The sequence below is a fragment of the Streptomyces solicamelliae genome, from assembly GCF_045348655.1.
Taxonomy (GTDB): Bacteria; Actinomycetota; Actinomycetes; order Streptomycetales; family Streptomycetaceae; genus Streptomyces; species Streptomyces solicamelliae.
In genome coordinates this window covers 6603327-6622526 of record NZ_CP160404.1, presented here as the reverse complement: position 1 = coordinate 6622526, position 19200 = coordinate 6603327, and the positions used below count along the sequence as shown (strand labels likewise).

Annotated in this window: 19 protein-coding genes; 4 read left to right on the top strand and 15 right to left on the bottom strand. The window is 73.5% G+C overall.

The window, feature by feature from the left end; genetic code table 11:
- Positions 1-23 precede the first annotated feature (23 nt).
- The 6 genes from ABZO31_RS30560 to ABZO31_RS30535 all read right to left on the bottom strand — a co-directional run bounded on the left by ABZO31_RS30560 (position 24) and on the right by ABZO31_RS30535 (position 7622).
- Complete coding sequence (locus ABZO31_RS30560; protein ID WP_406864563.1) at positions 24-1340, bottom strand: VWA domain-containing protein; 1317 nt, start codon at positions 1338-1340, stop codon at positions 24-26.
- A complete protein-coding gene (locus tag ABZO31_RS30555) occupies positions 1337-2764 on the bottom strand; it encodes a hypothetical protein (RefSeq protein ID WP_406865531.1) in 1428 nt (475 codons plus the stop codon). The genes ABZO31_RS30560 and ABZO31_RS30555 overlap by 4 nt, the downstream gene beginning before the upstream one ends.
- Before the next feature lie 936 nt (positions 2765-3700).
- The gene (locus tag ABZO31_RS30550; RefSeq protein WP_406864562.1) at positions 3701-4777 is read right to left on the bottom strand and encodes an acyl-CoA dehydrogenase family protein; all 1077 of its coding nucleotides are present in this window, start codon (positions 4775-4777) and stop codon (positions 3701-3703) included.
- Positions 4774-5955, bottom strand: coding sequence for an acyl-CoA dehydrogenase family protein (locus ABZO31_RS30545; RefSeq protein WP_406864561.1), 1182 nt, complete (start codon positions 5953-5955; stop codon positions 4774-4776). Before ABZO31_RS30545 ends, ABZO31_RS30550 begins: the two co-directional genes overlap by 4 nt.
- The gene (locus ABZO31_RS30540; protein WP_406864560.1) at positions 5952-6920 is read right to left on the bottom strand and encodes an NADPH:quinone oxidoreductase family protein; all 969 of its coding nucleotides are present in this window, start codon (positions 6918-6920) and stop codon (positions 5952-5954) included. The genes ABZO31_RS30545 and ABZO31_RS30540 overlap by 4 nt, the downstream gene beginning before the upstream one ends.
- Positions 6921-7001: 81 nt before the next feature.
- Positions 7002-7622: a helix-turn-helix domain-containing protein gene (locus ABZO31_RS30535; protein WP_406864559.1), complete on the bottom strand. Its 621-nt coding sequence runs from the start codon at positions 7620-7622 to the stop codon at positions 7002-7004.
- Positions 7623-7685: 63 nt separating this feature from the next.
- Here ABZO31_RS30535 and ABZO31_RS30530 point away from each other — a divergent pair, with 63 nt between their 5' ends.
- The 3 genes from ABZO31_RS30530 (at position 7686) to ABZO31_RS30520 (ending at position 10515) form a co-directional block, all read left to right on the top strand.
- A complete protein-coding gene (locus ABZO31_RS30530; RefSeq protein ID WP_406864558.1) occupies positions 7686-8651 on the top strand; it encodes an NAD(P)/FAD-dependent oxidoreductase in 966 nt (321 codons plus the stop codon).
- 45 nt (positions 8652-8696) lie between these two features.
- The gene (locus ABZO31_RS30525; protein ID WP_406864557.1) at positions 8697-9602 is read left to right on the top strand and encodes an SDR family oxidoreductase; all 906 of its coding nucleotides are present in this window, start codon (positions 8697-8699) and stop codon (positions 9600-9602) included.
- A 130-nt stretch (positions 9603-9732) separates the two neighbouring features.
- The gene (locus tag ABZO31_RS30520; protein WP_406865530.1) at positions 9733-10515 is read left to right on the top strand and encodes a VOC family protein; all 783 of its coding nucleotides are present in this window, start codon (positions 9733-9735) and stop codon (positions 10513-10515) included.
- A gap of 4 nt (positions 10516-10519) precedes the next feature.
- Here ABZO31_RS30520 and ABZO31_RS30515 read toward each other — a convergent pair whose 3' ends face one another.
- The 5 genes from ABZO31_RS30515 to bla form a co-directional block, all read right to left on the bottom strand.
- Positions 10520-11353, bottom strand: coding sequence for an enoyl-CoA hydratase/isomerase family protein (locus tag ABZO31_RS30515; protein WP_406864556.1), 834 nt, complete (start codon positions 11351-11353; stop codon positions 10520-10522).
- A gap of 33 nt (positions 11354-11386) precedes the next feature.
- A complete protein-coding gene (locus ABZO31_RS30510; RefSeq protein ID WP_406864555.1) occupies positions 11387-12148 on the bottom strand; it encodes a PIG-L deacetylase family protein in 762 nt (253 codons plus the stop codon).
- Between the two features lie 20 nt (positions 12149-12168).
- On the bottom strand, positions 12169-13068 hold the full coding sequence (locus ABZO31_RS30505) for an SIS domain-containing protein (protein ID WP_406864554.1): 900 nt from the start codon (positions 13066-13068) through the stop codon (positions 12169-12171).
- 74 nt (positions 13069-13142) lie between these two features.
- Positions 13143-14264 (bottom strand): substrate-binding domain-containing protein, encoded by a 1122-nt coding sequence (locus ABZO31_RS30500; RefSeq protein ID WP_406864553.1) that lies wholly within the window; start codon positions 14262-14264, stop codon positions 13143-13145.
- An 85-nt stretch (positions 14265-14349) separates the two neighbouring features.
- Positions 14350-15276 carry a class A beta-lactamase gene (gene bla, locus ABZO31_RS30495; protein ID WP_406864552.1) on the bottom strand — a complete coding sequence of 309 codons (927 nt, stop codon included), beginning with the start codon at positions 15274-15276 and terminating at the stop codon, positions 14350-14352.
- 119 nt (positions 15277-15395) lie between these two features.
- Between bla and ABZO31_RS30490 the strand changes: the two genes are divergently transcribed.
- Positions 15396-15818 (top strand): acyl-CoA thioesterase, encoded by a 423-nt coding sequence (locus ABZO31_RS30490; protein WP_406864551.1) that lies wholly within the window; start codon positions 15396-15398, stop codon positions 15816-15818.
- Positions 15819-15863: 45 nt separating this feature from the next.
- Here ABZO31_RS30490 and ABZO31_RS30485 read toward each other — a convergent pair whose 3' ends face one another.
- The 4 genes from ABZO31_RS30485 to ABZO31_RS30470 are packed head-to-tail and all read right to left on the bottom strand — an operon-like array spanning position 15864 to position 19124.
- Positions 15864-16778, bottom strand: coding sequence for an amino acid ABC transporter permease (locus tag ABZO31_RS30485; protein ID WP_406864550.1), 915 nt, complete (start codon positions 16776-16778; stop codon positions 15864-15866).
- Complete coding sequence (locus tag ABZO31_RS30480) at positions 16775-17440, bottom strand: amino acid ABC transporter permease (protein ID WP_406864549.1); 666 nt, start codon at positions 17438-17440, stop codon at positions 16775-16777. Before ABZO31_RS30480 ends, ABZO31_RS30485 begins: the two co-directional genes overlap by 4 nt.
- Before the next feature lie 10 nt (positions 17441-17450).
- The gene (locus ABZO31_RS30475; RefSeq protein WP_406864548.1) at positions 17451-18299 is read right to left on the bottom strand and encodes a glutamate ABC transporter substrate-binding protein; all 849 of its coding nucleotides are present in this window, start codon (positions 18297-18299) and stop codon (positions 17451-17453) included.
- Between the two features lie 54 nt (positions 18300-18353).
- Positions 18354-19124, bottom strand: a complete 771-nt coding sequence (locus ABZO31_RS30470; RefSeq protein ID WP_406864547.1) for an amino acid ABC transporter ATP-binding protein — start codon at positions 19122-19124, stop codon at positions 18354-18356.
- Between the last annotated feature and the right edge of the window lie 76 nt (positions 19125-19200).

Here is a 19200-nt window from a genome sequence, read left to right as displayed (position 1 = left end):
GAAGTGCGGAAGCAGACGAAGGACTAGGCGAGGAACGTCTTGAGTTCGCGGACGAGCTTGTCGATGTGGCCGGAGATCACCGGGGTGCCGAGGGCCTTGAAGCGCTCGCGGAACCAGGGGTTGACCTCCTGGCGGCCGGAGCTGGTCACCGAACCGACGGGGATGAACTTCACGCCGGAGCGGTGGACCGCCTCGATGCCCTCGAAGAGAGGCTGGGAGCGGTCGAACTCGTAGAAGTCCGAGATCCACACCATGACCGTGTCCTTCGGGTCGGTGATCTTCGGCCGGGCCATGGCCATCGCGACCGGCCCGTCGTTGCCGCCGCCGAGGTTGGTGCGGAGCAGCGCCTCGAAGGGGTCGTTCACCCAGGGGGTGAGGTCGATGGCCCGGGTGTCGTAGGCGACGAGGTGGACGTCGACCCGGGGCAGTCCGGCGAAGATGGACGCCAGGATCGTGCAGTTCACCATGGAGTCGACCATCGAGCCGGACTGGTCCACCACGACGATCAGCTTCTGCGGTGTGGTGCGGCGGGCGGTGTGCCGGTAGTAGAGGCGGTCGACGTACAGCCGCTCCTCCTCCGGGCTCCAGTTGGTGAGGTTCTTCCAGATGGTCCGGTCGAGGTCGAGGTTCCGGAACACCCGCTTGGGCGGGACGGAACGGTCGATCGCGCCGACGGTCGACTTCTCGACCTGGGTGCGCAGGACGTCGGCGACCTCGTCGACGTACCGCTTGATGAGGGCCTTGGCGTTGGCGAGGGCGACTCCGGACAGGTTGCTCTTGTCCCGCAGCAGCTGCTCGATCAGCGACAGGCTCGGGGTCAGCTGCGCGGCCAGCTTCGGGTCGGCGAGGACCTCGCGCAGGTGCATCCGCCGGACCAGCTCGGCCTCGATGCCGGCGAGTTCGGGGTCGCGCCGGGCGCCGGGGGCGTGGCCGAGGGCGCGCTCCAGCCAGCCGGCGTCGGACTGCCAGCGGGCCAGCCGGTCGGCGGTGACCGTGCCGGAGCCGGTGGCGAACACGTTGAGCAGCACCTTGGAGGCGAGGGCCGCCCGGCGCACCTCGGCGGCGCGGTCGCGCGCGTCGTCGGGCACGGGCTCGGGGGTCATCAGACCCTCGAACTCGCCGGCCAGCTCGGGGTGGCGCTGGACGAGCGAGTCGACGGAGGTCTGCGGGTCGAGCAGCCCGGACGGCAGTCCGAGGTCCTCGACGACGGCGAGCGCGCCGGTCTCGAGCGCCGGCTGCTCCTCGGGGTCGAAGAGGCGGCCGAGCAGCCGCCAGTAGAGGACCTGCCGCCGGTTCGCGTACGGCTCGGGCTCGGGGGTCCGGGTGGTCTCTTCGGTCATTTCCGCAGCAGCCTTCCGGCTCGTTCGCGCAGGACGGCGACGGCGTCGGTGGCGGCCTTCTCGGCCTTGGCGCCGGTCTTGTCGGTGGTGCCGCCGGCCCAGCCGCCGGCGTGCAGGGCGACCGTCTTCCTCCGTACGGTCGTCTCGACGGCGAGCGGCTGGAGCCGGTGGGCGCCGGCGTCCCAGCGGAGCAGGGCGATGCACGCGCCGGAGGCGGCGACGGCCTCAGGGGTGAGCGGGCCCGCGACCGGGAGTCGGTCGGTCTCCACCGCGTACGGCGGCCGGCCGGCGACGGTGAGGGTGAGCGCGCCGTCGTCGTCGCTCTCGGTGGTGTACCCCTCCAGGAGGACGGGCACGGCGAGGCGCACCGGATGCCGGTCGAGGGGCGCGGTGGCCGGTTCGGCGGCGGTGGACAGGGCGACGCGGGCGGTGGCGAAGGCGTCGGCGGGCTCTCCGGTGCGGGCGCGGGCGTCGTCCCAGACGAGGTCGCCCTCGGCGGTGAGGGGCATGGCGTCGAGCTCCATGGAACGGCCCTCGCCGACGGCGGCGAGCAGGGACATGTGCGGGCGGAGCAGCTGCCAGAGGCCGGCGCCGACGATCGTGTCGGGCTTCGGGGCGGAGGCGGAGGCGCGTACGAGCAGCGGCGGGGAGCCGTCGGCGGGCTCGAACACGGCGTGCACCTGGGCCTGGACGGCGGTGGCGTGCTCGTGCAGGTCGACGCCGAGCGGCAGCAGCCGGCCGGTGGCCGGGGCGGTGGCGGCGGGGGCGGTGAGCGCGCCGGGGACGGTGAGGAGCAGGGCGCGGGACCACAGGTCGGCCCAGCGGCGTACCGGGACGCGCTCCAGGGAGGCGCCCGGGCAGGAGGCGGCGAGCTCGGCGGCGAAGCCGTCGAGGAGGGTGGCGAGGCGGCGCAGGGCCGGGTCGGGCAGCATCGCGGTGACGACCGGGGCGGCGCCGGAGACGGTCTCGTGGTCGAGGCCCCGCCAGCCGGAGCGGGCGACGTCGGCGAGCCAGGAGCGGGCGGCGGCCAGGAGGTTGGCGGGCTGCTCGGCGGCGGGGTCGCCGGGGGTGTGCGGGGCGCGGTCCCGGCGTACGAACTGCGCGGCGTGCTCGGCGACGGCGTCGTGGACGGAGCCGAGCAGGGCGGTGCGGGCGGCGGCGAGGGCGACGAGGTGGTCCTCGCCGGCGGTGCCGGCGGCGGCCTTCTCGGCGGCCTCGGCCACGCGGGAGGCGAGCGGGGAGGCGGCGAACGCCTCGGCGAACTCGGCGAGTCCGGCGGCCTGGGCGGGCTGGGGGCGCAGCAGTCCGGTGACCAGGGCGCGGTCGAGGGCGTCGACGGCGGCGAGGGCTTCGTCGACCCCGTCGACCGGCTCCTCGGCGGTCGCCGCCGGGTCGCCGCCGCGGGTGGGCGGGAACCACTGCATCTCCGGCAACGGAGCAGTGGTCGGGGCGAGTTCGAGGTACGCCAGGTGGCGCAGGAAGCGGCTGAACACGACGGCGGCGGCGTCGCGGGCGCCCGCTGAGGGGCGGGTGGCGGTCATGACCCCGGCGAGGTCCGCGCCCTCCGGGGCGTCGATCTTCAGGTAGCGGGCGACTCGCTCGGCGCCGTACTGGAGGACGGCCTCGGTGACGAGGGCGCGGATGTGGTTGCAGAACGAGCCGCGGGCGCCGCCGCAGGGGCGGTTGTTGTTGGTGCTGCACGCGAAGGCGTACGTGCCGGCGGCGACGGACGACACGTAGACACGCCCGATGTCCGAACCGCTGGACACGACGCCCTGCAGGCGGCCGTCGGCCAGCTCGACGAACGGCACCTTGGCGAGTTTCCGGGGCCGCGCGGGCGGCAGCACCCGGGCCGTGCTCGACCTCTCCCAGTCCGACAACGCACCTTCTCCTCACGGGCGCAGGGGAATGCCGCGACTCGGCGGGGCCGGCGCGGGCGGAACGAGATCGAAACTATCCGCGCCCACTGACAACGCAGGTCGGTGCGGGGCGCGGCCAGGGCAGGTCCCCCACCCCGCCCCTTCCCGAACCCTGCCGGGGGCGAGATCGGGGCGGGGCGAGGGACGGCAGCGGCCCGAGCTGCCGCGCGCGCCGGGATGGGGCCGCACGGGCCGGAAACGGGTTCGGCACCCCGGGGGTGAACCCGTTGGGGCAGGCTCCCGAGGGTAGGGAGCGGGTCTGGTCAGGCCCGTCGGGCAGGGGACAGGCTCCCGCGGGCGGGGAGGGTCGGGCCGGCCCGTCGGGCAGGGGACAGGCTCCCGCGGGCGGGGAGGGTCGGGCCGGCCCGTCGGGGCGTCGGGGCGCCGGGGCCCCAGGCGCACAACGGCCCCGCTCGTGTGCGAGCGGGGCCGTTGTGTGGCTTACGCCGGGGCCGGGAGGTCGGCCAGTTCGGCGATCACGGCGCGGTGGTGGCCGGCCGAGCCCAGGGCCAGTTGGGTGGACTTGGCGCGCTTCAGGGCCAGGTGGGCCGGGTGTTCCCAGGTCATGCCGATGCCGCCGTGGAGCTGTACGCACTCCTCCGCCGCGTGGACCGCGACGTTCGAGCAGTACGCCTGGGCGACGGCCACCGTCAGTGGTGCGTCGGGGTCCCCCGTCGCCAGGGCGTCCGCCGCCGCGCGGGCGGCGGCCCGGGCGTTCACCGTCTCCAGCCAGAGCTGCGCCATGCGGTGCTTGAGCGCCTGGAACGAGCCGACCGGGCGGTTGAACTGGTAGCGGTCCTTGGTGTGGCGGACGGTCTCCTCCAGGCACCAGACGGCCAGGCCCAGTTGTTCCGAGGCGAGCAGTCCCGCGCCGGCCAGCAGGCCGCGGCGGATCGCCTCGGCCGCCGCTTCCCCGGCCGCCAGACGGACACCTGCCGCGCCGTCGGCGTCGACGGCGGCCAGCGGGCGGGTCAGGTCCAGCGGGGTCTGCGGTTCGATCACGGCCTCGGCGGCCGGGACCGCGTACAGCCCGTCCGCGCGCGGGACGAGCAGCACGTCCGCGGCCGTCGCGTCCGCGACGCCGGTGATCCGGCCGCCGGTGGCCAGGCGGAAGTCCGGGGCCGCGGTGAGCGGGACGGCCAGGACCGCGACCGTGCGGCCTGCCGCCAGGTCGGCCAGCAGGTCGGTGACCTGCTCGCCCGGGTCCTCGATCGACAGGAGCGTCTCGGTCGCGATGACCGAGGAGGTCAGGTACGGGACCGGCGTCACCGCGCGGCCCAGCTCCTCCAGGACCACCGCCGCCTCACGGTGGCTCGCGCCCTGCCCGCCGAGCTTCTCGGGGACGAGCAGCCCGGCCGCGCCGATGTCGGTGGCGAGCGTCCGCCAGAGGCCGGGGACGTACGGGCTGTCCGTCTCGACCCGGGCGAGGAGTTCGTTCGGCCCGGCCCGGTCGGTGAGCAGCGCGCGGACCGCGGACCGCAGGTCGTCCTCGGTGTCCGAGTACAGCAGGTCGCTCATCGCGCCAGCTCCTTCCAGGGCACGTCCTTGTCGTTGCGCGGCTCCGCGGGCAGGCCGAGCACCCGCTCGGCGACGATGTTGAGCAGCACCTCGCTGGTGCCGCCCTCGATCGAGTTGCCCTTGGCGCGCAGATAGCGGTAGCCGGCGTCGCGGCCGGTGAAGTCGACCAGTTCGGGCCGGACCATGGTCCAGTCGGAGTACAACAGCCCTTCTGCGCCGAGGAGTTCCACCTCCAGGCCGCTGATCTCCTGGTTGAGACGGGCGAAGCCGAGCTTCATGGCGCTGCCCTCGGGCCCGGGCTGGCCCGCGACGAGCTGCTGCCGCAGCCGCTCGCCGGTGAGCCGGGCGACCTCCGCCTCGACCCAGAGGCCGAGCATCCGCTGGTGCAGGTCGTGGGTGCGCAGCTCGGGGCGGGCCCGCCAGGTCTCCGCGACCTTGCCGATCATGCCGCCCTCGCGGGGCAGCCGGCCGCCGCCGATGGACACCCGCTCGTTCATCAGGGTGGTCTGGGCGACCCGCCAGCCGTCGCCGATCTCGCCGAGGCGGTGCGCGTCGGGGATGCGCACGCCGGTGAGGAAGACCTCGTTGAACTCGGCCTCGCCGGTGATCTGCCGCAGCGGCCGCACCTCGACACCGGGGTCGGTCATGTCGCAGATGAAGTAGGTGATGCCGCGGTGCTTGGGCAGGTCCGGGTCGGTGCGGGCGATGAGGATGGCCCAGCGGGCGGTGTGGGCGCTGGAGGTCCACACCTTCTGGCCGTCCACGACCCACGTGTCCCCCTCCCGCACCGCACGCGTCCCCAGCGCGGCGAGGTCGGAGCCGGCGCCCGGCTCGCTGAAGAGCTGGCACCACACCTCCTCGCCGGTCCACAGCGGCTTCAGGAAGCGCTGCTTGACGTCCTCGGAGCCGTACTGGAGGACGGTCGGCGCGGCCATGCCGAGGCCGATGCCGATGCGGCGCGGGTCGTTGTCGGGGGCTCCGGCGGAGGCCAGTTCGGCGTCGACCACGGCCTGGAGGGAGCGCGGCGCGCCGAGGCCGCCGAGGCCGACGGGGTAGTGCACCCAGGCGAGCCCCGCGTCGAAGCGGGCGCGCAGGAAGTCGAGGCGCGGGGTGGTGGCAGGCGGGTGCTCGTCGAGCAGCTTCCGCGTGCGCGCGGTCAGGGCGGCTGCGTCGGTCACGAGACGGCTCCTGCCGGGAGGACGACGAGCCGGCCGGTGGTGACGCCGTCGGCGACGCGCTGCACGGCGTCGGCGGCCCCGGCGAACGCTACCCGCTCGCTGACCAGCGGCTTCACCAGACCCTTGGCGGCGTACTCGGTGAGGGTCTCGTGGCAGCGCAGGACCGCGGCCGGGTCCTTGATGTTGTACAGGCCCCAGTGCAGGCCGAGGACCGAGTAGTTCTTCACCAGCGCGTGGTTGAGCGCGGGCGCGGGGATGGTGCCGCTGGCGAAGCCGACGACCACGATCCGGCCCTCGAAGGCGATCACCTTGGTGGACTGGGTGTAGGCGTCGCCGCCGACCGGGTCGAAGACCACGTCCACGCCGCGTCCGCCGGTGGCGGCCTTGACCGCGGCGACGACGTCCTCGGCGCGGCGGTCCACGACCACGTCGCAGCCGAGCTGGCGGGCGACGGCTGCCTTCTCGGGGCCGCCGACCACGCCGATGACGGTCGCGCCGGTGGCCTTGCCGATCTGGACGGCGGCGCTGCCGACGCCGCCCGCGGCCGCGTGCACGAGCAGCGTCTCGCCCTCCTTGAGGGCGGCGCGGCGGTGGAGGCCGAACACGGCGGTCTGGTAGCCGATGTGCAGGGCGGCCGCCTCGGCGTCGTCCAGCGCCTCGGGGGCGGGCAGCACGGTCGCGGCGTCGGCGAGCGCGTACTCGGCGAAGCCGCCGTGCGGGAGCGCGCTGGTGGCGATGACGCGGCGGCCGTCCTCGGTCTCGCCGCAGATCTCCACGCCGGGGGTGAACGGCAGCGGCGGCCGGATCTGGTACGTGCCCCGGCACAGCAGCGCGTCGGGGAAGTTGACGTTGGCGGCGCGCACCTTGAGCAGGAGCTGCCCGTCACCGGGGGTGGGGCGGTCGACCTCGTCGCACTGCATCACCTCGCCCGGCTCGCCGTTCTCGTGTACACGCCATGCCTGCATGCGGGTCCTCCGGGGCGGTCGTCCGTACTGGGCGGTCGGTCGCATACTAAGCGGTCGCTTGCTCATTGCGGAACAGGCGCCTCAGGACTTCTTCGGACGCGCCCGTACGTGCATCCGCTCGCCCTGCGGGCCGAACAGGGACAGGAACTCCACCGGCCCGTCCGGTGTCGGCCCGAACCAGTGCGGCACCCGCGTGTCGAACTCGGCGGCCTCGCCGGCCGTGAGCACGACGTCGTGTTCACCGAGGACCAGGCGCAGCCTCCCGGAGAGCACATACAGCCATTCGTACCCCTCGTGGACCCGCGGGTCCGGGTTCTCGTACGGCTTCTCCTGGATCACCTTGTACGCCTGCAGCCCGCCGGGCTGGCGGGTCAGCGGGTACATCGTGCGGCCGTGCCGCACGATGGGCTTCGACCGCACCCGGGGGTCGCCGACCGGCGGGGCGCCGACCAGCTCGTCCAGGGCGACCTGGTGCGCGCGGGCCAGCGGCAGCAGCAGCTCCAGGCTGGGCCTGCGCTGCCCGGACTCCAGGCGGGACAGGGTGCTCACCGAGATGCCGGTGGCGGCGGACAGTTCGGCGAGGGTGACGCCGCGGTCGCGCCGGATGCGGCGCAGCCGGGGGCCGACCTCGGTGAGCACGTCGTCGATGCGGGGATCGTCGGCGCGGGGGCTCTCGTGGCTCCCATGGGAATGACCGGTCATGGATTCATTGCAGAAACGGCAACAAACTTTGTCAAGCGCGCGGGGGGGCGCAGGCTCGGGACCATGAGCACACACAACGTTTCCCTCGCACGCGAGCAGTACGACGTCGTGGTCGTCGGCGGCGGGGCCGCCGGCCTGAGTGCGGCCCTGGTCCTCGGGCGGGCCCGCCGTTCGACCCTGGTGGTCGACGCCGGCGCGCCGCGCAACGCCCCCGCCGCGCACATGCAGGGCTACCTGTCCCGCGACGGGATGAGCCCCGCGGAGTTCCTGGAGGCCGGGCGGCGGGAGATCGCCGCGTACGGCGTGGAGTGGACGGCCGGCGAGGTCGTGACCGCGGTCCCGTGGGGCGACGGGACGCTCGGCTTCACCGTCGCTCTCGCCGACGGGCGGACGGTCCGGGCCCGGCGTCTCGTGGTGACGACCGGCCTGGTGGACACGCTGCCGCCGGTCGACGGGGTGGCGGACCGCTGGGGCCGGGACGTGCTGCACTGCCCGTACTGCCACGGCTGGGAGGTCCGCGACGAGGCGTTCGGCGTGATCGCGCACCCGGTGATGGGCGCGCACCAGGCGCTGCTCGTCACCCAGTGGTCCGACGACGTCGTCTTCTTCCCGCACACCTACGACGCGGTGACCGAGGAGGACCGGAGGCGGCTCGCGGCGGCGGGCGTGCGGACGGTCGAGGGCGAGGTGGCCGGGCTGGTGGTCGAGGACGACCGGCTGGCCGGGGTGCGGATGGCCGACGGCCGGGTGATCGGGCGCTCCGTGCTGTTCGTCGGCACCCTCGTCACCCCGCGGGACGGCCTGCTGACCACGCTCGGCGCTGCCACGGAGGAGACCCCGATGGGCCGCTTCGTCACCGTCGACCCGACCGGCCGGACCAGCGTGCCGGGCGTCTGGGCGGCGGGCAACGCGATCGGCGCGGCCGAGCAGGTGATCAACGCGGCGAGCGGCGGCTACCGCGCGGGCGCGCTCCTCAACATGGACCTGCTGACGGAGGACCTGGACCGCAAGGCCGCAACGGCCGTCTGACGTACGGGCCTTCCGTTCTCCGGCGCGCCGCGCTATCGATGCGGCATGACGACCGATCCGCACGAACCGACCGGTCTTCCCGCGCCTCCGCCGCCGGGGGCGCGGGCCCTGCCGGAGGGGACGTACACGGGGCGGGCCGTGCTGGTGACCGGCGGCGGGTCGGGGCTGGGGAAGGCGATCGCGGCGGAGTTCGCGCGGCTCGGCGCGGACCTGGTTCTCGTCGGCCGCACCGCGGACCGGCTGGCGCGGGCCCGTGAGGAGCTGGCGGCGGTGGGCGGGACGCGCGTCATGACGGCCGTCTGCGACGTCCGCGATCCGGAGCGGCTCGCGGCGGCCCTCGACGGCTGCGAGGCGGGGCCGGTCGGGCTGCCGGACGTCCTGGTCAGCAGTGCCGCAGCCAACTTCCCGGTGGCCGCCGAGGAGTTGTCGCCGAACGGCTGGCGCGCGGTGGTCGACATCACCCTGACCGGCGCGTGGTTCGCCATGCGGGAGTTCGCCCGGCGGCATCTGGCCGCCGGGACGCCGGCCTCGGTGATCGCCGTCGGCGCGTCGTACGCGTGGACCGGCGGGCCGGGTTTCGTGCACTCGGCGTCGGCCAAGGCGGGCGTGAAGAGCCTGGTGGAGACGCTGGCCGTGGAGTGGGGCCCGTACGGCATCCAGGTCAACGGGCTCGTCCCCGGCCTGATGCCGCACGACGACCTGCCGTCGGCCATCCTTGCGGGCCTCGACGGCGCGCCTGACCCGGGGCGGCGGCAGCCCGCGCTGCGCGTCGGGGAGCCGCGCGAACTGGGCTGGGCCGCGACGTTCCTCGCCTCGCCGTACGCCCGCTTCGTCAGCGGACACACACTGGTGGTGGACGGGGCGAACTGGCAGCGTCGCACCCTCGTGAACGACCCGGTGGTCCCGGTCCGCGAGCAGTTGCGCGGCCGGCCGGGGCGGCCCGGAGGCTGACGCGCACTCGGCCGTGCGTGTGATTGCGCGGCGCTCGGGCTGCGCGGGCCCGCCCGGACGGAAAGGATCGCCGGGCGGGACACCCCCGCACGACGGCACCCACATGCCCCGCGGAAGGCAGGCGCAGCAGATGCTCGGCACGGACTACAGGACCGGCTCCCCCAGCTGGATCGACCTCGGCAGCCCCGACACGGACGCGGCCGCCGCCTTCTACACGGCCGTGTTCGGCTGGCAGTACGAGTCGGCCGGCCCGGAGGCGGGCGGCTACGGGTTCTTCCAGCAGGACGGGAAGGTCGTCGCCGCGCTCGGTCCGCTGACCGAGGAGGGCGCGGCCTCGGCCTGGACGGTGTACTTCACGACCCCCGACGCGGACGGCACCGTGCAGACCGCGGAGAAGGGCGGCGCGCAGGTGCGGGTCGCGCCGATGGACGTGATGGACGCCGGGCGGACGGCGGCGCTGACGGACCCGGCGGGCGCGCAGTTCGCGCTCTGGCAGCCGGGCACCACGAAGGGCCTGGACCGGACCTCCGAGGAGAACACCCTGGTCTGGGTGGAGCTGCACACCCCCGACCCGGAGGCCGCGCTCGACTTCTACAACTCCCTGTTCGGCTGGCGATGGGCGGCGATGGAGGCGCCCGGGATGACCTACCGGGTGATCTCGACCGCCGAGGGCGACCAGGAGGACACCTCTTTCGGCGGGACGGCGGAGATCCAGAGCGAGGGCATGGCGCCGAACTGGATCCCGTACTTCCACGTCGCCGACGCCGACCGGACGGCCGAACTGGTGCAGGGCCGGGGCGGATCGGTGCTGATGCCGCCCACCGACGTCCCGGACGTCGGCCGGCTCGCCTGGTTCGCCGACCCGTTCGGCGCACCGTTCGCCGTCCTGAAGCCGAACCCCCGCCAGGGCTAGCGGCTCACCGGCCGTCGAAGCCGGGTGGGCGGCGTGCCGCCTTGGCCGTGTAGCCCTCGCGGGCGTCGTCGGAGGTGAGGGTGAGGGCGGCGGCGAGGGCCGCGCGGTCGAGGGCGGCCGCCATGCCCTGGTCGGCGAAGGCGTCGATGTTCCGCTTGATCGCGCGGACGGCGAGCGGCCCGTTCGCGGCGACGGCGGCGGCGGTGTCGCGCGCGGCCGTGTCCAGGTCGTCGCGCGGGACGACGAGCTGGACCAGGCCGCGGCGTTCGGCGGTCGCGGCGTCGATGCGGCGGCCGGTGAGGGCCAGGTACTTGGCCCAGCCGGCCCCCGCGTCGCGGGCGATGCGCAGATCGCCGCCGGCGTCGACGGCGACGCCCAACTGCGCTTCGGGCAGCGCGAACACGGCGTCGTCCGCGGCGATCCGGACGTCCGCCATCAGCGCCAGTTCGAAGCCGAAGCCGAGGCAGAAGCCCTGTACGGCGGCCACCACCGGCTGCGGGAGCCGGGCGAAGGCGGCGAAGCGTTCGTGCACCCAGCGGATGCCCTCGTCGTACCGGTGGGTCCGCTCGGCCGCCGATCGTCCGGTGATCGCCCCGCCGGGCGCGGTGACGTCGATCCCGGCGCAGAACGCCCGCCCCTCGGCGCGCAGCAGGACGACCCGTACGTCCTCGTCGAAGCGGAGCCGGTCGGCGTACAGGCCGAGCTGCCGACTGGCCTCCCAGCTCCAGCCGTTGAGCTTCTCCGGCCGGCAGAGGGTGAGGACGCCGACGCCGCCCTCGACCGCGAGCCGCAGCCGCTCCTCCCCCGCCGGGATCTCCCGGTCGAGCGTGTCGATCACCGCACCCCACCCCCTTCCTGATGGGGCGTCAGGTTAGCGCGGGTAGAGCTCGAACGACACCGCCGGGACACCGCCGAAGCGCTCGCCGGTGCGGGCGGCGAAGCCGGTGAGGAACTCCCGCACGTACTCCTCCGGTTCCCGGTCCGTCAGCGCCTCGATGTAGGCGCGGTGGCAGAGCAGGGACTCGATGCCGCGCTCCATCCCGGGTTCGGCGGAGACCGCGTGGGTGGGGCTGGTGGAGCCGGCGACGGCGACCCAGCGGACACCGTTCCACGGCTCCAGGCCCTGCTCGGTCAGCTCCGGGAAGATCCACCGGTTGCCCGCGTCGCCCACCGCGTCCAGCGTGGCGCGGCCGACGGCCACGTGGTCGGGGGTGTTCCAGGGGCCGCCGGGCTCCGGCGACCAGGTGTCGCGGTGGTTGAAGCCGATGACCAGCTCGGGCCGGTGCCGGCGGATCGCGGCGGCGATGTCCCGGCGCAGCCCGAGCCCGTACTCGATCACCCCGTCCCGGTGGTCCAGGAACTCGACGCTCTCGACGCCCACCACCGCCGCGCTCGCCCGCTGCTCGGCCTCGCGCACCGGCGCGCAGGCGACCGGGTCGAGCGTGTCGATCCCGGCCTCGCCGCGGGTGGCGAGCAGGTACGCGACCTCCCGGCCGCCGTCCGTCCAGTGGGCGATCGCCGCGGCGCAGCCGTACTCCAGGTCGTCCGGGTGGGCCACGACGGCGAGCGCCCGACGCCAGTCCCCGGGCATCGGTGCGAGCGCGGGCAGGGTCTGTTCGGTCTTCTCGCTCATGGCCGCACCCTACCCGCGCGCTACCCCCGGGCCGCGCCGCTGAGGATCACCGAACGGGCCAGGTTGCGCGGCCGGTCGGGGTTGAGTCCGCGCCGGCCGGCGAGGGCCACGGCGAGCCGCTGGGCGCGGACGAGCGCGGCGACCGGGTCGAGGGCGTCGGCGACGAACAGCGCGCCGGTGGACTCGACTTCGTCGGCGAGCCCGGACGGCGCGGCGCCGAGGCACCAGACGAGGCTGGACCGGTCGCTGATGCTGATCGGGCCGTGCCGGTACTCCATCGCCGCGTACGACTCGGTCCACGCCCGGGCCGCCTCGCGGAGCTTGAGCGCGGCCTCGTCGGCGAGCCCGACGGTCCACCCGGTGCCGAGGAAGGTGAACTGGCCTCGCCTCTCCCAGGCGTGGGGCAGCGGCTCGTACAGGGCGAGCTCGGCGTCCGCGATCGACGCGGTGAGGTCCACGCCGAGGCCGGCGCGCAGGAGCTGCAGCGCGGTGGTGGCGAACCGGGTCTGCACGACGGAGCGTTCGTCGGCGAAGCCGAGGTCGATCACCTCGTCGGCGCGGCGGCCGGCCGGGCTGTCGGGCACGCCGGTGAGCGCGAGGGTGGGCACGCGGCCCTCGGCGCGGGCGAGGAGTTTGGCGACCTCGGTCGTCGTCCCGGAGCGGGTGAGGGCCACGAGGCGGTCGTAGCCGCGGCCGATCGGGGTGGGGTCGGAGGCGGGGAAGGCGTCGGTCTCCCCCGCGCCCAGGGACTCGCGGAGGGCCGCGTAGGCGCGGGCCATGAAGTACGAGGTGCCGCAGCCCACGACGGCCACCCGCTCGCCGGGGCGGGGCAGTCGGGACGCTCGGGCGGCGGCCATGTCGGCGGCGCGGCGCCAGCAGTCGGGCTGGCCGGCGATCTCGGCGGTGACGTGCGCGGTCATGTCCGGGTCCTCTCGTCCGGGCTGCGGTACGGACCCGATTTCTATCCCGTTCCGCAAGAGCGCACCATGAGCAATCAGTGAGCAGGACTTGGACTTTTCTGCGCGCCGCACGAGGCGCGGACCACGAGCCGCGGCCGCAGCAGCACCTGGTGCGACGGGCTGGCGTCGCCGTCGGCGAGGCGGCGCAGCAGGATCTGCGCCGCGAGCCGCCCGACCTGGTACTTGGGCGGGGAGACGGCGGTCAGCGGGGTCTCCGCGACGTCGGCGAACTCGTTGTCGTAACTGATCAGGGCGAGGTCGCGGGGCACGTCGAGCCCGGCCCGGCGGGCCGCCGCGAGGACCAGGGCCGCCTCGCGGTCGCCGAAGCAGAGCGCGGCGGTCGCGCCGTCCGCGCGTACGGCGGCCACGGCCGCGTCGGCGCGGGCCGCGTCCCAGTCGGCCATCCGCGCGCGCACGCGCACCGGCCGGCGCAGCCCGAGGTCGGCGACGGCCCGCGCGAAGCCGGACTCCAGAGGCGCGGTGGTGGGCGCGTCGGAGCGGACGACGAGGGCGAGCCGGTCGTGGCCGAGGCCGCGCAGATGGCGGACGGCGTCGTACGCGCCGCCCTCGTGGTCGGTGCACACGTGCTCGGTCGGGTCGCCGGGCCCGTACGCGGCGAGGCGGCGCTCCACGAGGACCGCGGGGACGGGCAGCGCGAGCAGTTCCTCGGCGCGGCGGCCGGGGTCGGCGGCGGTGTGCAGGGTGGGGACGAGGAGCAGTCCGTGCACGCCGGAGGAGAGCAGGCGGGCCACGGCGGCGTCCTCCTCCGCGGGGTCGTAGCCGGAGCAGGCGAGCACGAGGCGGGCGCCGGCGGTGGCGAGTTCCTTCTCGATGCCCTGGAGGACCCGCGGGTAGTAGAACGCGGTGTCGGGCACGAGCACCCCGACGACCAGCCGTCGCCCGGCGTCCTCGTCGGGCCGCTGGGCGGCGAAGGTGCCCGCGCCCTGGCGCCGTTCGACCAGGCCGAGGGCGACGAGGTCCTCGTAGGCGCGGCGCACCGTGGTCACGGACAGGCCGGTCTCGGCGGCCAGGGCGCGTTCGGTGGGGAGCTTGCTGCCGGGCGGCCAGGTGCCGTCGAGGATGCCGCGCCGCAGTTCGGCCATGAGGGTCCGGAACTTCAGCTCCCGCCCGCTCGTGGGCACCTCGTCCCGCGCCACCCGGCCCCCTTGACCCGCGCCGATTGCTGACCGATTGCGCGTCGCATCCTAGTGCCGGGTGGGCGGGTGCGGTCTAGACCTCACCTCACGGCGTCAGGCCCAGTCCGCGGACGAGCGCGGTAGCCGTCCGCGCGACCGCGACGCTGTCCGGCTGGGCGCCGGCGGTGGTCCGGCGGGTCAGGACGACGAGGATCACCGGTGCCCCGCCCGGGGGCACGGCCACGGCGACGTCGTGCGCGCCGCCGTACGCGGCGACGGCGGTCCCGGTCTTGTCGCCGACGGTCCAGTCCGGGGGCAGCCCGGCCCTGATCCGCGCGTCGCCGGTCTCGTTGGCGCGCAGCCAGGCGTTCAGCTGATCGCGGTCGGCCGGTGCGAGGGCGCGGCCGGCGACGAGGCGGGTGAAGGCGGGGCCGACGGCGGCGGGGGTCGTGGTGTCGCGGCGCTCCCCCGGCTGCCACTGGTTGAGGTGCGGCTCCCAGCGGTCGAGGCGGGAGACGGGATCGCCGAGCGAGCGGAAGAAGCGGGTGAGGCCGGCCGGTCCGCCGAGCTGCTTCAGGAGCAGGTTGCCCGCGGTGTTGTCGCTGCGGGTCACGGCCGCGTGGCACAGCTCGGCCACGGTCATGCCGGTCTCGCCCCGCCCTGCGGTGACGGGCGAGTCGGCCACCTCGTCGGTGGTCGTCCAGTGGAGCCTGCGGTCCAGGAGCCCGGGGTCGGTGCGGCGGGCCTTCTGCAGGATCGCGGCGGCCGCGAACGCCTTGAAGACCGACAGCATCGCGAAGGACTCGTCGGCCCGGTGCGCGAGGGTGCGGCCGGTGCCGGTGTCGTAGGCGAAGGCGCCGATGCGGACGTCGCGCTCGGACTCGATCGTGCGCAGTTCGGCGGTGAGGGACGGGGTCTCGCCGGGCCGGCGCTCCGTCGCGACCGCGGACACCGACGTACCGGTGAGCAGTAAGGCCAGGAGGACGACGACCGCGCGCCGCCCCGTTCGTTTCCAGGATGTCGTTCCGATCATGAACTCCACTCAACAGGACCGGCGCGCCTCGTCCAAGGATCACCTTGCGCCAAATCCCGTTGCGGGACGATCGGCCGACGGGTAGGAACGCAGGGATTCCATGAGGAGGTCGACCGAGAATGACCGAACCGTTTCAGTTGCGGATCGTGGTCCGGGGCTACGAGCTCGACACGCAGGGGCACCTCAATCAGGCCGTGTACCTGCAGTATTTCGAACACGCCCGGTGGGAGAGCCTGCGTGCGGCGGGCATCTCGCAGGACCGGCTGATCGCCAGTGGCGTCGGCCCGGCGGCACTGGAGAACACCATGCGTTTCCGCCATGAACTGCGCGGCGGCGACGAGGTCGACGTGACCTGTGCCTGGGTCTGGGGCGAGGGGAAGACCTTCCGCGTCGAGCAGGAGATCCGGCGCGCCGACGGCGTCCTGGCCTGCGAGATCTCGACCGTCGCCGGGCTCATGGACCTGGAGCGGCGGAAGCTCGTCCCCGATCCGGTCGAGCGTTTCGCCAAGCTGGCCGAACACCCGGAGATCATGGGCCTCTGAGCCGGCCGTCGCGGTACCGGTCGCACCGGTTCCGCGGCCGCGCGGTCACTTGGTCTCGTCCTTCGGCGGCACATGCTCCCCGGGGGTCGCCAGTTCCTCCACGGCCTCGGCCCCGACGACCGCCCCGGTGGTCTTCTTGCCGCGCCGCAGTCTGCCTTCCAGCCAGGCGGCGAAGGTGGTCAGGGCGAAGTTCAGCACGATGAAGATCACGGCGACGATGGTGAAGCTGGCGATGGTGTTGGCACCGTAGTTGGCGCTCATCGGGCGGACGGAGGCCAGCAGTTCGGAGAAGCCGAGCATCGCGCCGCCGAGCGCGGTGTCCTTGACGATGACGACGAGCTGGCTGACCAGCGCGGGCAGCATCGCGGTGACCGCCTGCGGCAGCAGCACGTGCAGCATGATCTGGCCCTTGCGCATGCCGATCGCCTTGGCCGCGTCGGTCTGTCCCAGCGGCAGGGCGAGGATGCCGGCGCGCACGACCTCGGCGAGCACGGAGGCGTTGTACAGCACGAGGCCGGTGACGACCGCGTACAGCGGCCGGTTCTCCGGGCTGACGTCGGTGAACTCGGAGTACGCGGCATTGGCGAAGAGCATCAGGATCAGCACGGGGATGGCGCGGAAGAACTCCACGATCGTCCCGGCGACGCCGCGCACCCACGCGTGGTCGGAGAGCCGGGCGATGCCGAGCACCGCGCCCAGCGGCAGGGCGATGACCATGGACAGTGCCGCGCCGATCAGGGTGTTCTTCAGCGCGGGCAGCAGATAGGTGGACCAGACCCGGGAGTCGGTGAAGAACGGCTCCCACTTGGCCCATTCGAGCTGTCCCTTGTCGGCGAGGCTGGCGAGCACCCACCAGATCAGCGCGGCCAGCGCGATCAGGAACAGAGCGGTCCAGAGCAGGTTGCGCCGCCGGGCGCGGGGCCCCGGGACGTCGTACAGGACGGTGGCGTCTCGTTTCATCGCTTCACCGCCACCTTCTTGGCCACCCAGCCGAGGAACAGTCCGGTCGGCAGGGTGAGGCAGATGAACCCGACCGCGAAGATCACGGAGATCAGGATCAGCTGAGCCTCGTTCTCGATCATCTCCCGCATCAGCAGGGCCGCCTCGGCGACGCCGATGGCCGCGGCCACGGTGGTGTTCTTGGTGAGGGCGATGAGCACGTTGGCCAGCGGGCCGACGACGGAGCGGAACGCCTGCGGCAGCACGATCAGCCGCAGGGTCTGGGTGAAGTTCAGGCCGATGGCGCGGGCGGCCTCGACCTGGCCGAGGGGGACGGTGTTGATGCCGGAGCGCAGGGCCTCGCAGACGAACGCCGAGGTGTAGGCGATCAGGCCGAGGACGGCGAGACGGAAGTTGATGGTGGTGAAGTCGTCCGCGCCGAGGCTGACGTTGAGGGTCTGGAACAGCCCCAGAGAGGTGAAGACGATGATGACGGTGAGGGGGATGTTGCGGACGATGTTCACGTAGGCGGTACCGAAGCCCCGCATCAGGGGGACGGGGCTGACGCGCATGGCGGCCAGCAGCGTCCCCCAGATCAGGGAGCCGATCGCCGAGTAGACGGTGAGCTGCACCGTCACCCAGAAGGCTCCCAGCAGGTCGTAGCCCTCGAGGAAGTCGAACACGGCGGCCCGCCTACTGGACGATCACGCCGATCTTCGGTGCGGGCTCGTTCTGGTAGTTGGCCGGGCCGAAGTTCTTCTTCACGTACGTGTCCCAGGACCCGTCCTCGACCATCTTCTCCAGCGCGGTGTTGATCTGGGCCTTCAGTTCGCTGCCCTTCTGGACTCCGATGCCGTAGTTCTCGTTGCTCATCTTGAAGCCGCCGAGCTTGAACTTGCCCTTGAACTCGTCCTGCGCGGCATAACCGGCCAGGATCGAGTCGTCGGTGGTCAGCGCGTCGACGGCGTTGTTCTCCAGACCCGTCAGGCACTCGGAGTAGCCGCCGTACTCCTGCAGCTGCGCCTGCGGCGCCAGCTTGGTCTTGACGTTCTGCGCGGACGTGGAGCCGGTGACCGAGCAGAGCTTCTTGGCGTTGAGGTCGGCGGGCGACTTGATGGTGTTGTCGTCGGCCCGGATCAGCACGTCCTGGTGGGCGAGCAGATACGGTCCGGCGAAGTCGACCTTCTCGGCGCGCTCGTCGTTGATCGAGTACGTGGCGGCGATGAAGTCCACGTCGCCGCGCTGCAGCAGCGTCTCGCGGTCGGCGCTCTTCGCCTCCTTCCAGACGATGTCGCCGGGCTCGTATCCGAGCTCCTTGGCGACGTACGTGGCCACGTCGACGTCGAAGCCGGTGTAGGTGCCGTCCGGCGTCTTCAGGCCGAGGCCGGGCTGGTCGAACTTGATGCCGACGGTGATCTTGTCGCCGTCGCCGCTGCCGCTTCCCCCGTTCCCGCCGTCGTCGCCGCAGGCGCCGGCGGACAGGGCCAGGGCGACCGCGGCGGCCGCGGCCAGAGTGGCCTTGCTGACCTTGGATCGATTCATGGTGTTCACCCCTGGGTGTTGGGCGCCGTTGTCGTGGGCGTCAGTGGTGCGGAGTCAGTGGTGCAGGATCTTCGAGAGGAAGTCCTTGGCGCGTTCGCTGCGCGGATTGCTGAAGAATTCGTCCGGGGAGGTCTCCTCGACGACCCGCCCGTCGGCCATGAAGACGACCCGGTTGGCCGCGGAGCGGGCGAAACCCATCTCGTGGGTGACGACGACCATGGTCATGCCGTCCCGGGCGAGCTGCTGCATGACCTCCAGGACCTCGTTGATCATCTCCGGGTCGAGGGCGGAGGTCGGCTCGTCGAAGAGCATCACCTTGGGGTCCATGGCCAGCGCCCGGGCGATCGCCACGCGCTGCTGCTGGCCGCCGGAGAGCTGGGCCGGGTACTTGTCCGCCTGCGAGGCGACGCCCACCCGGTCGAGCAGGGTGCGGGCGCGGGTCTCGGCGGACTTCTTGTCCTTCTTGCGCACCTTGATCTGCCCGAGCGTGACGTTCTCGAGCACGGTCTTGTGCGCGAAGAGGTTGAACGACTGGAAGACCATGCCGACGTCGGCGCGGAGGGCGGCCAGCTCCTTGCCCTCGGCTGGCAGCGGCTTGCCGTCGACGAAGATCGCGCCGGAGTCGATGGTCTCCAGCCGGTTGATGGCACGGCACAGCGTGGACTTGCCGGAGCCGGACGGGCCGATGACCACGACGACCTCGCCGCGGTCGATGGTCAGATCGATGCTCTGGAGCACGTGGAGCGCACCGAAGTGCTTGTCCACGTTCTTCAGGACGACCAGCGCGTCGCCGATTCCGGCGCGCGTCGCCTCCGGGTCCGGCATGGCACCCTCCTGGGGTCACCGTCTTCCCGCTTGCCGCGTCTTCTCACGTTCATGCTCCGCCCAACCCGATCGAGCG

Bases quoted from the DNA above. Each gene is read 5' to 3' on its own strand.
- ABZO31_RS30505 (WP_406864554.1), bottom strand. From the start codon at position 13,068: ATGACCGCGCACGTCACCGCCGAGATCGCCGGCCAGCCCGACTGCTGG.
- ABZO31_RS30530 (WP_406864558.1), top strand. From the start codon at position 7,686: ATGAGCACACACAACGTTTCCCTCGCACGCGAGCAGTACGACGTCGTG.
- ABZO31_RS30520 (WP_406865530.1), top strand. From the start codon at position 9,733: ATGCTCGGCACGGACTACAGGACCGGCTCCCCCAGCTGGATCGACCTC.
- ABZO31_RS30560 (WP_406864563.1), bottom strand. From the start codon at position 1,340: ATGACCGAAGAGACCACCCGGACCCCCGAGCCCGAGCCGTACGCGAAC.
- ABZO31_RS30485 (WP_406864550.1), bottom strand. From the start codon at position 16,778: ATGAAACGAGACGCCACCGTCCTGTACGACGTCCCGGGGCCCCGCGCC.
- ABZO31_RS30470 (WP_406864547.1), bottom strand. From the start codon at position 19,124: ATGCCGGACCCGGAGGCGACGCGCGCCGGAATCGGCGACGCGCTGGTC.
- ABZO31_RS30490 (WP_406864551.1), top strand. From the start codon at position 15,396: ATGACCGAACCGTTTCAGTTGCGGATCGTGGTCCGGGGCTACGAGCTC.
- ABZO31_RS30525 (WP_406864557.1), top strand. From the start codon at position 8,697: ATGACGACCGATCCGCACGAACCGACCGGTCTTCCCGCGCCTCCGCCG.
- ABZO31_RS30535 (WP_406864559.1), bottom strand. From the start codon at position 7,622: ATGACCGGTCATTCCCATGGGAGCCACGAGAGCCCCCGCGCCGACGAT.
- bla (WP_406864552.1), bottom strand. From the start codon at position 15,276: ATGATCGGAACGACATCCTGGAAACGAACGGGGCGGCGCGCGGTCGTC.
- ABZO31_RS30550 (WP_406864562.1), bottom strand. From the start codon at position 4,777: ATGAGCGACCTGCTGTACTCGGACACCGAGGACGACCTGCGGTCCGCG.
- ABZO31_RS30510 (WP_406864555.1), bottom strand. From the start codon at position 12,148: ATGAGCGAGAAGACCGAACAGACCCTGCCCGCGCTCGCACCGATGCCC.
- ABZO31_RS30475 (WP_406864548.1), bottom strand. From the start codon at position 18,299: ATGAATCGATCCAAGGTCAGCAAGGCCACTCTGGCCGCGGCCGCCGCG.
- ABZO31_RS30555 (WP_406865531.1), bottom strand. From the start codon at position 2,764: ATGCAGTGGTTCCCGCCCACCCGCGGCGGCGACCCGGCGGCGACCGCC.
- ABZO31_RS30540 (WP_406864560.1), bottom strand. From the start codon at position 6,920: ATGCAGGCATGGCGTGTACACGAGAACGGCGAGCCGGGCGAGGTGATG.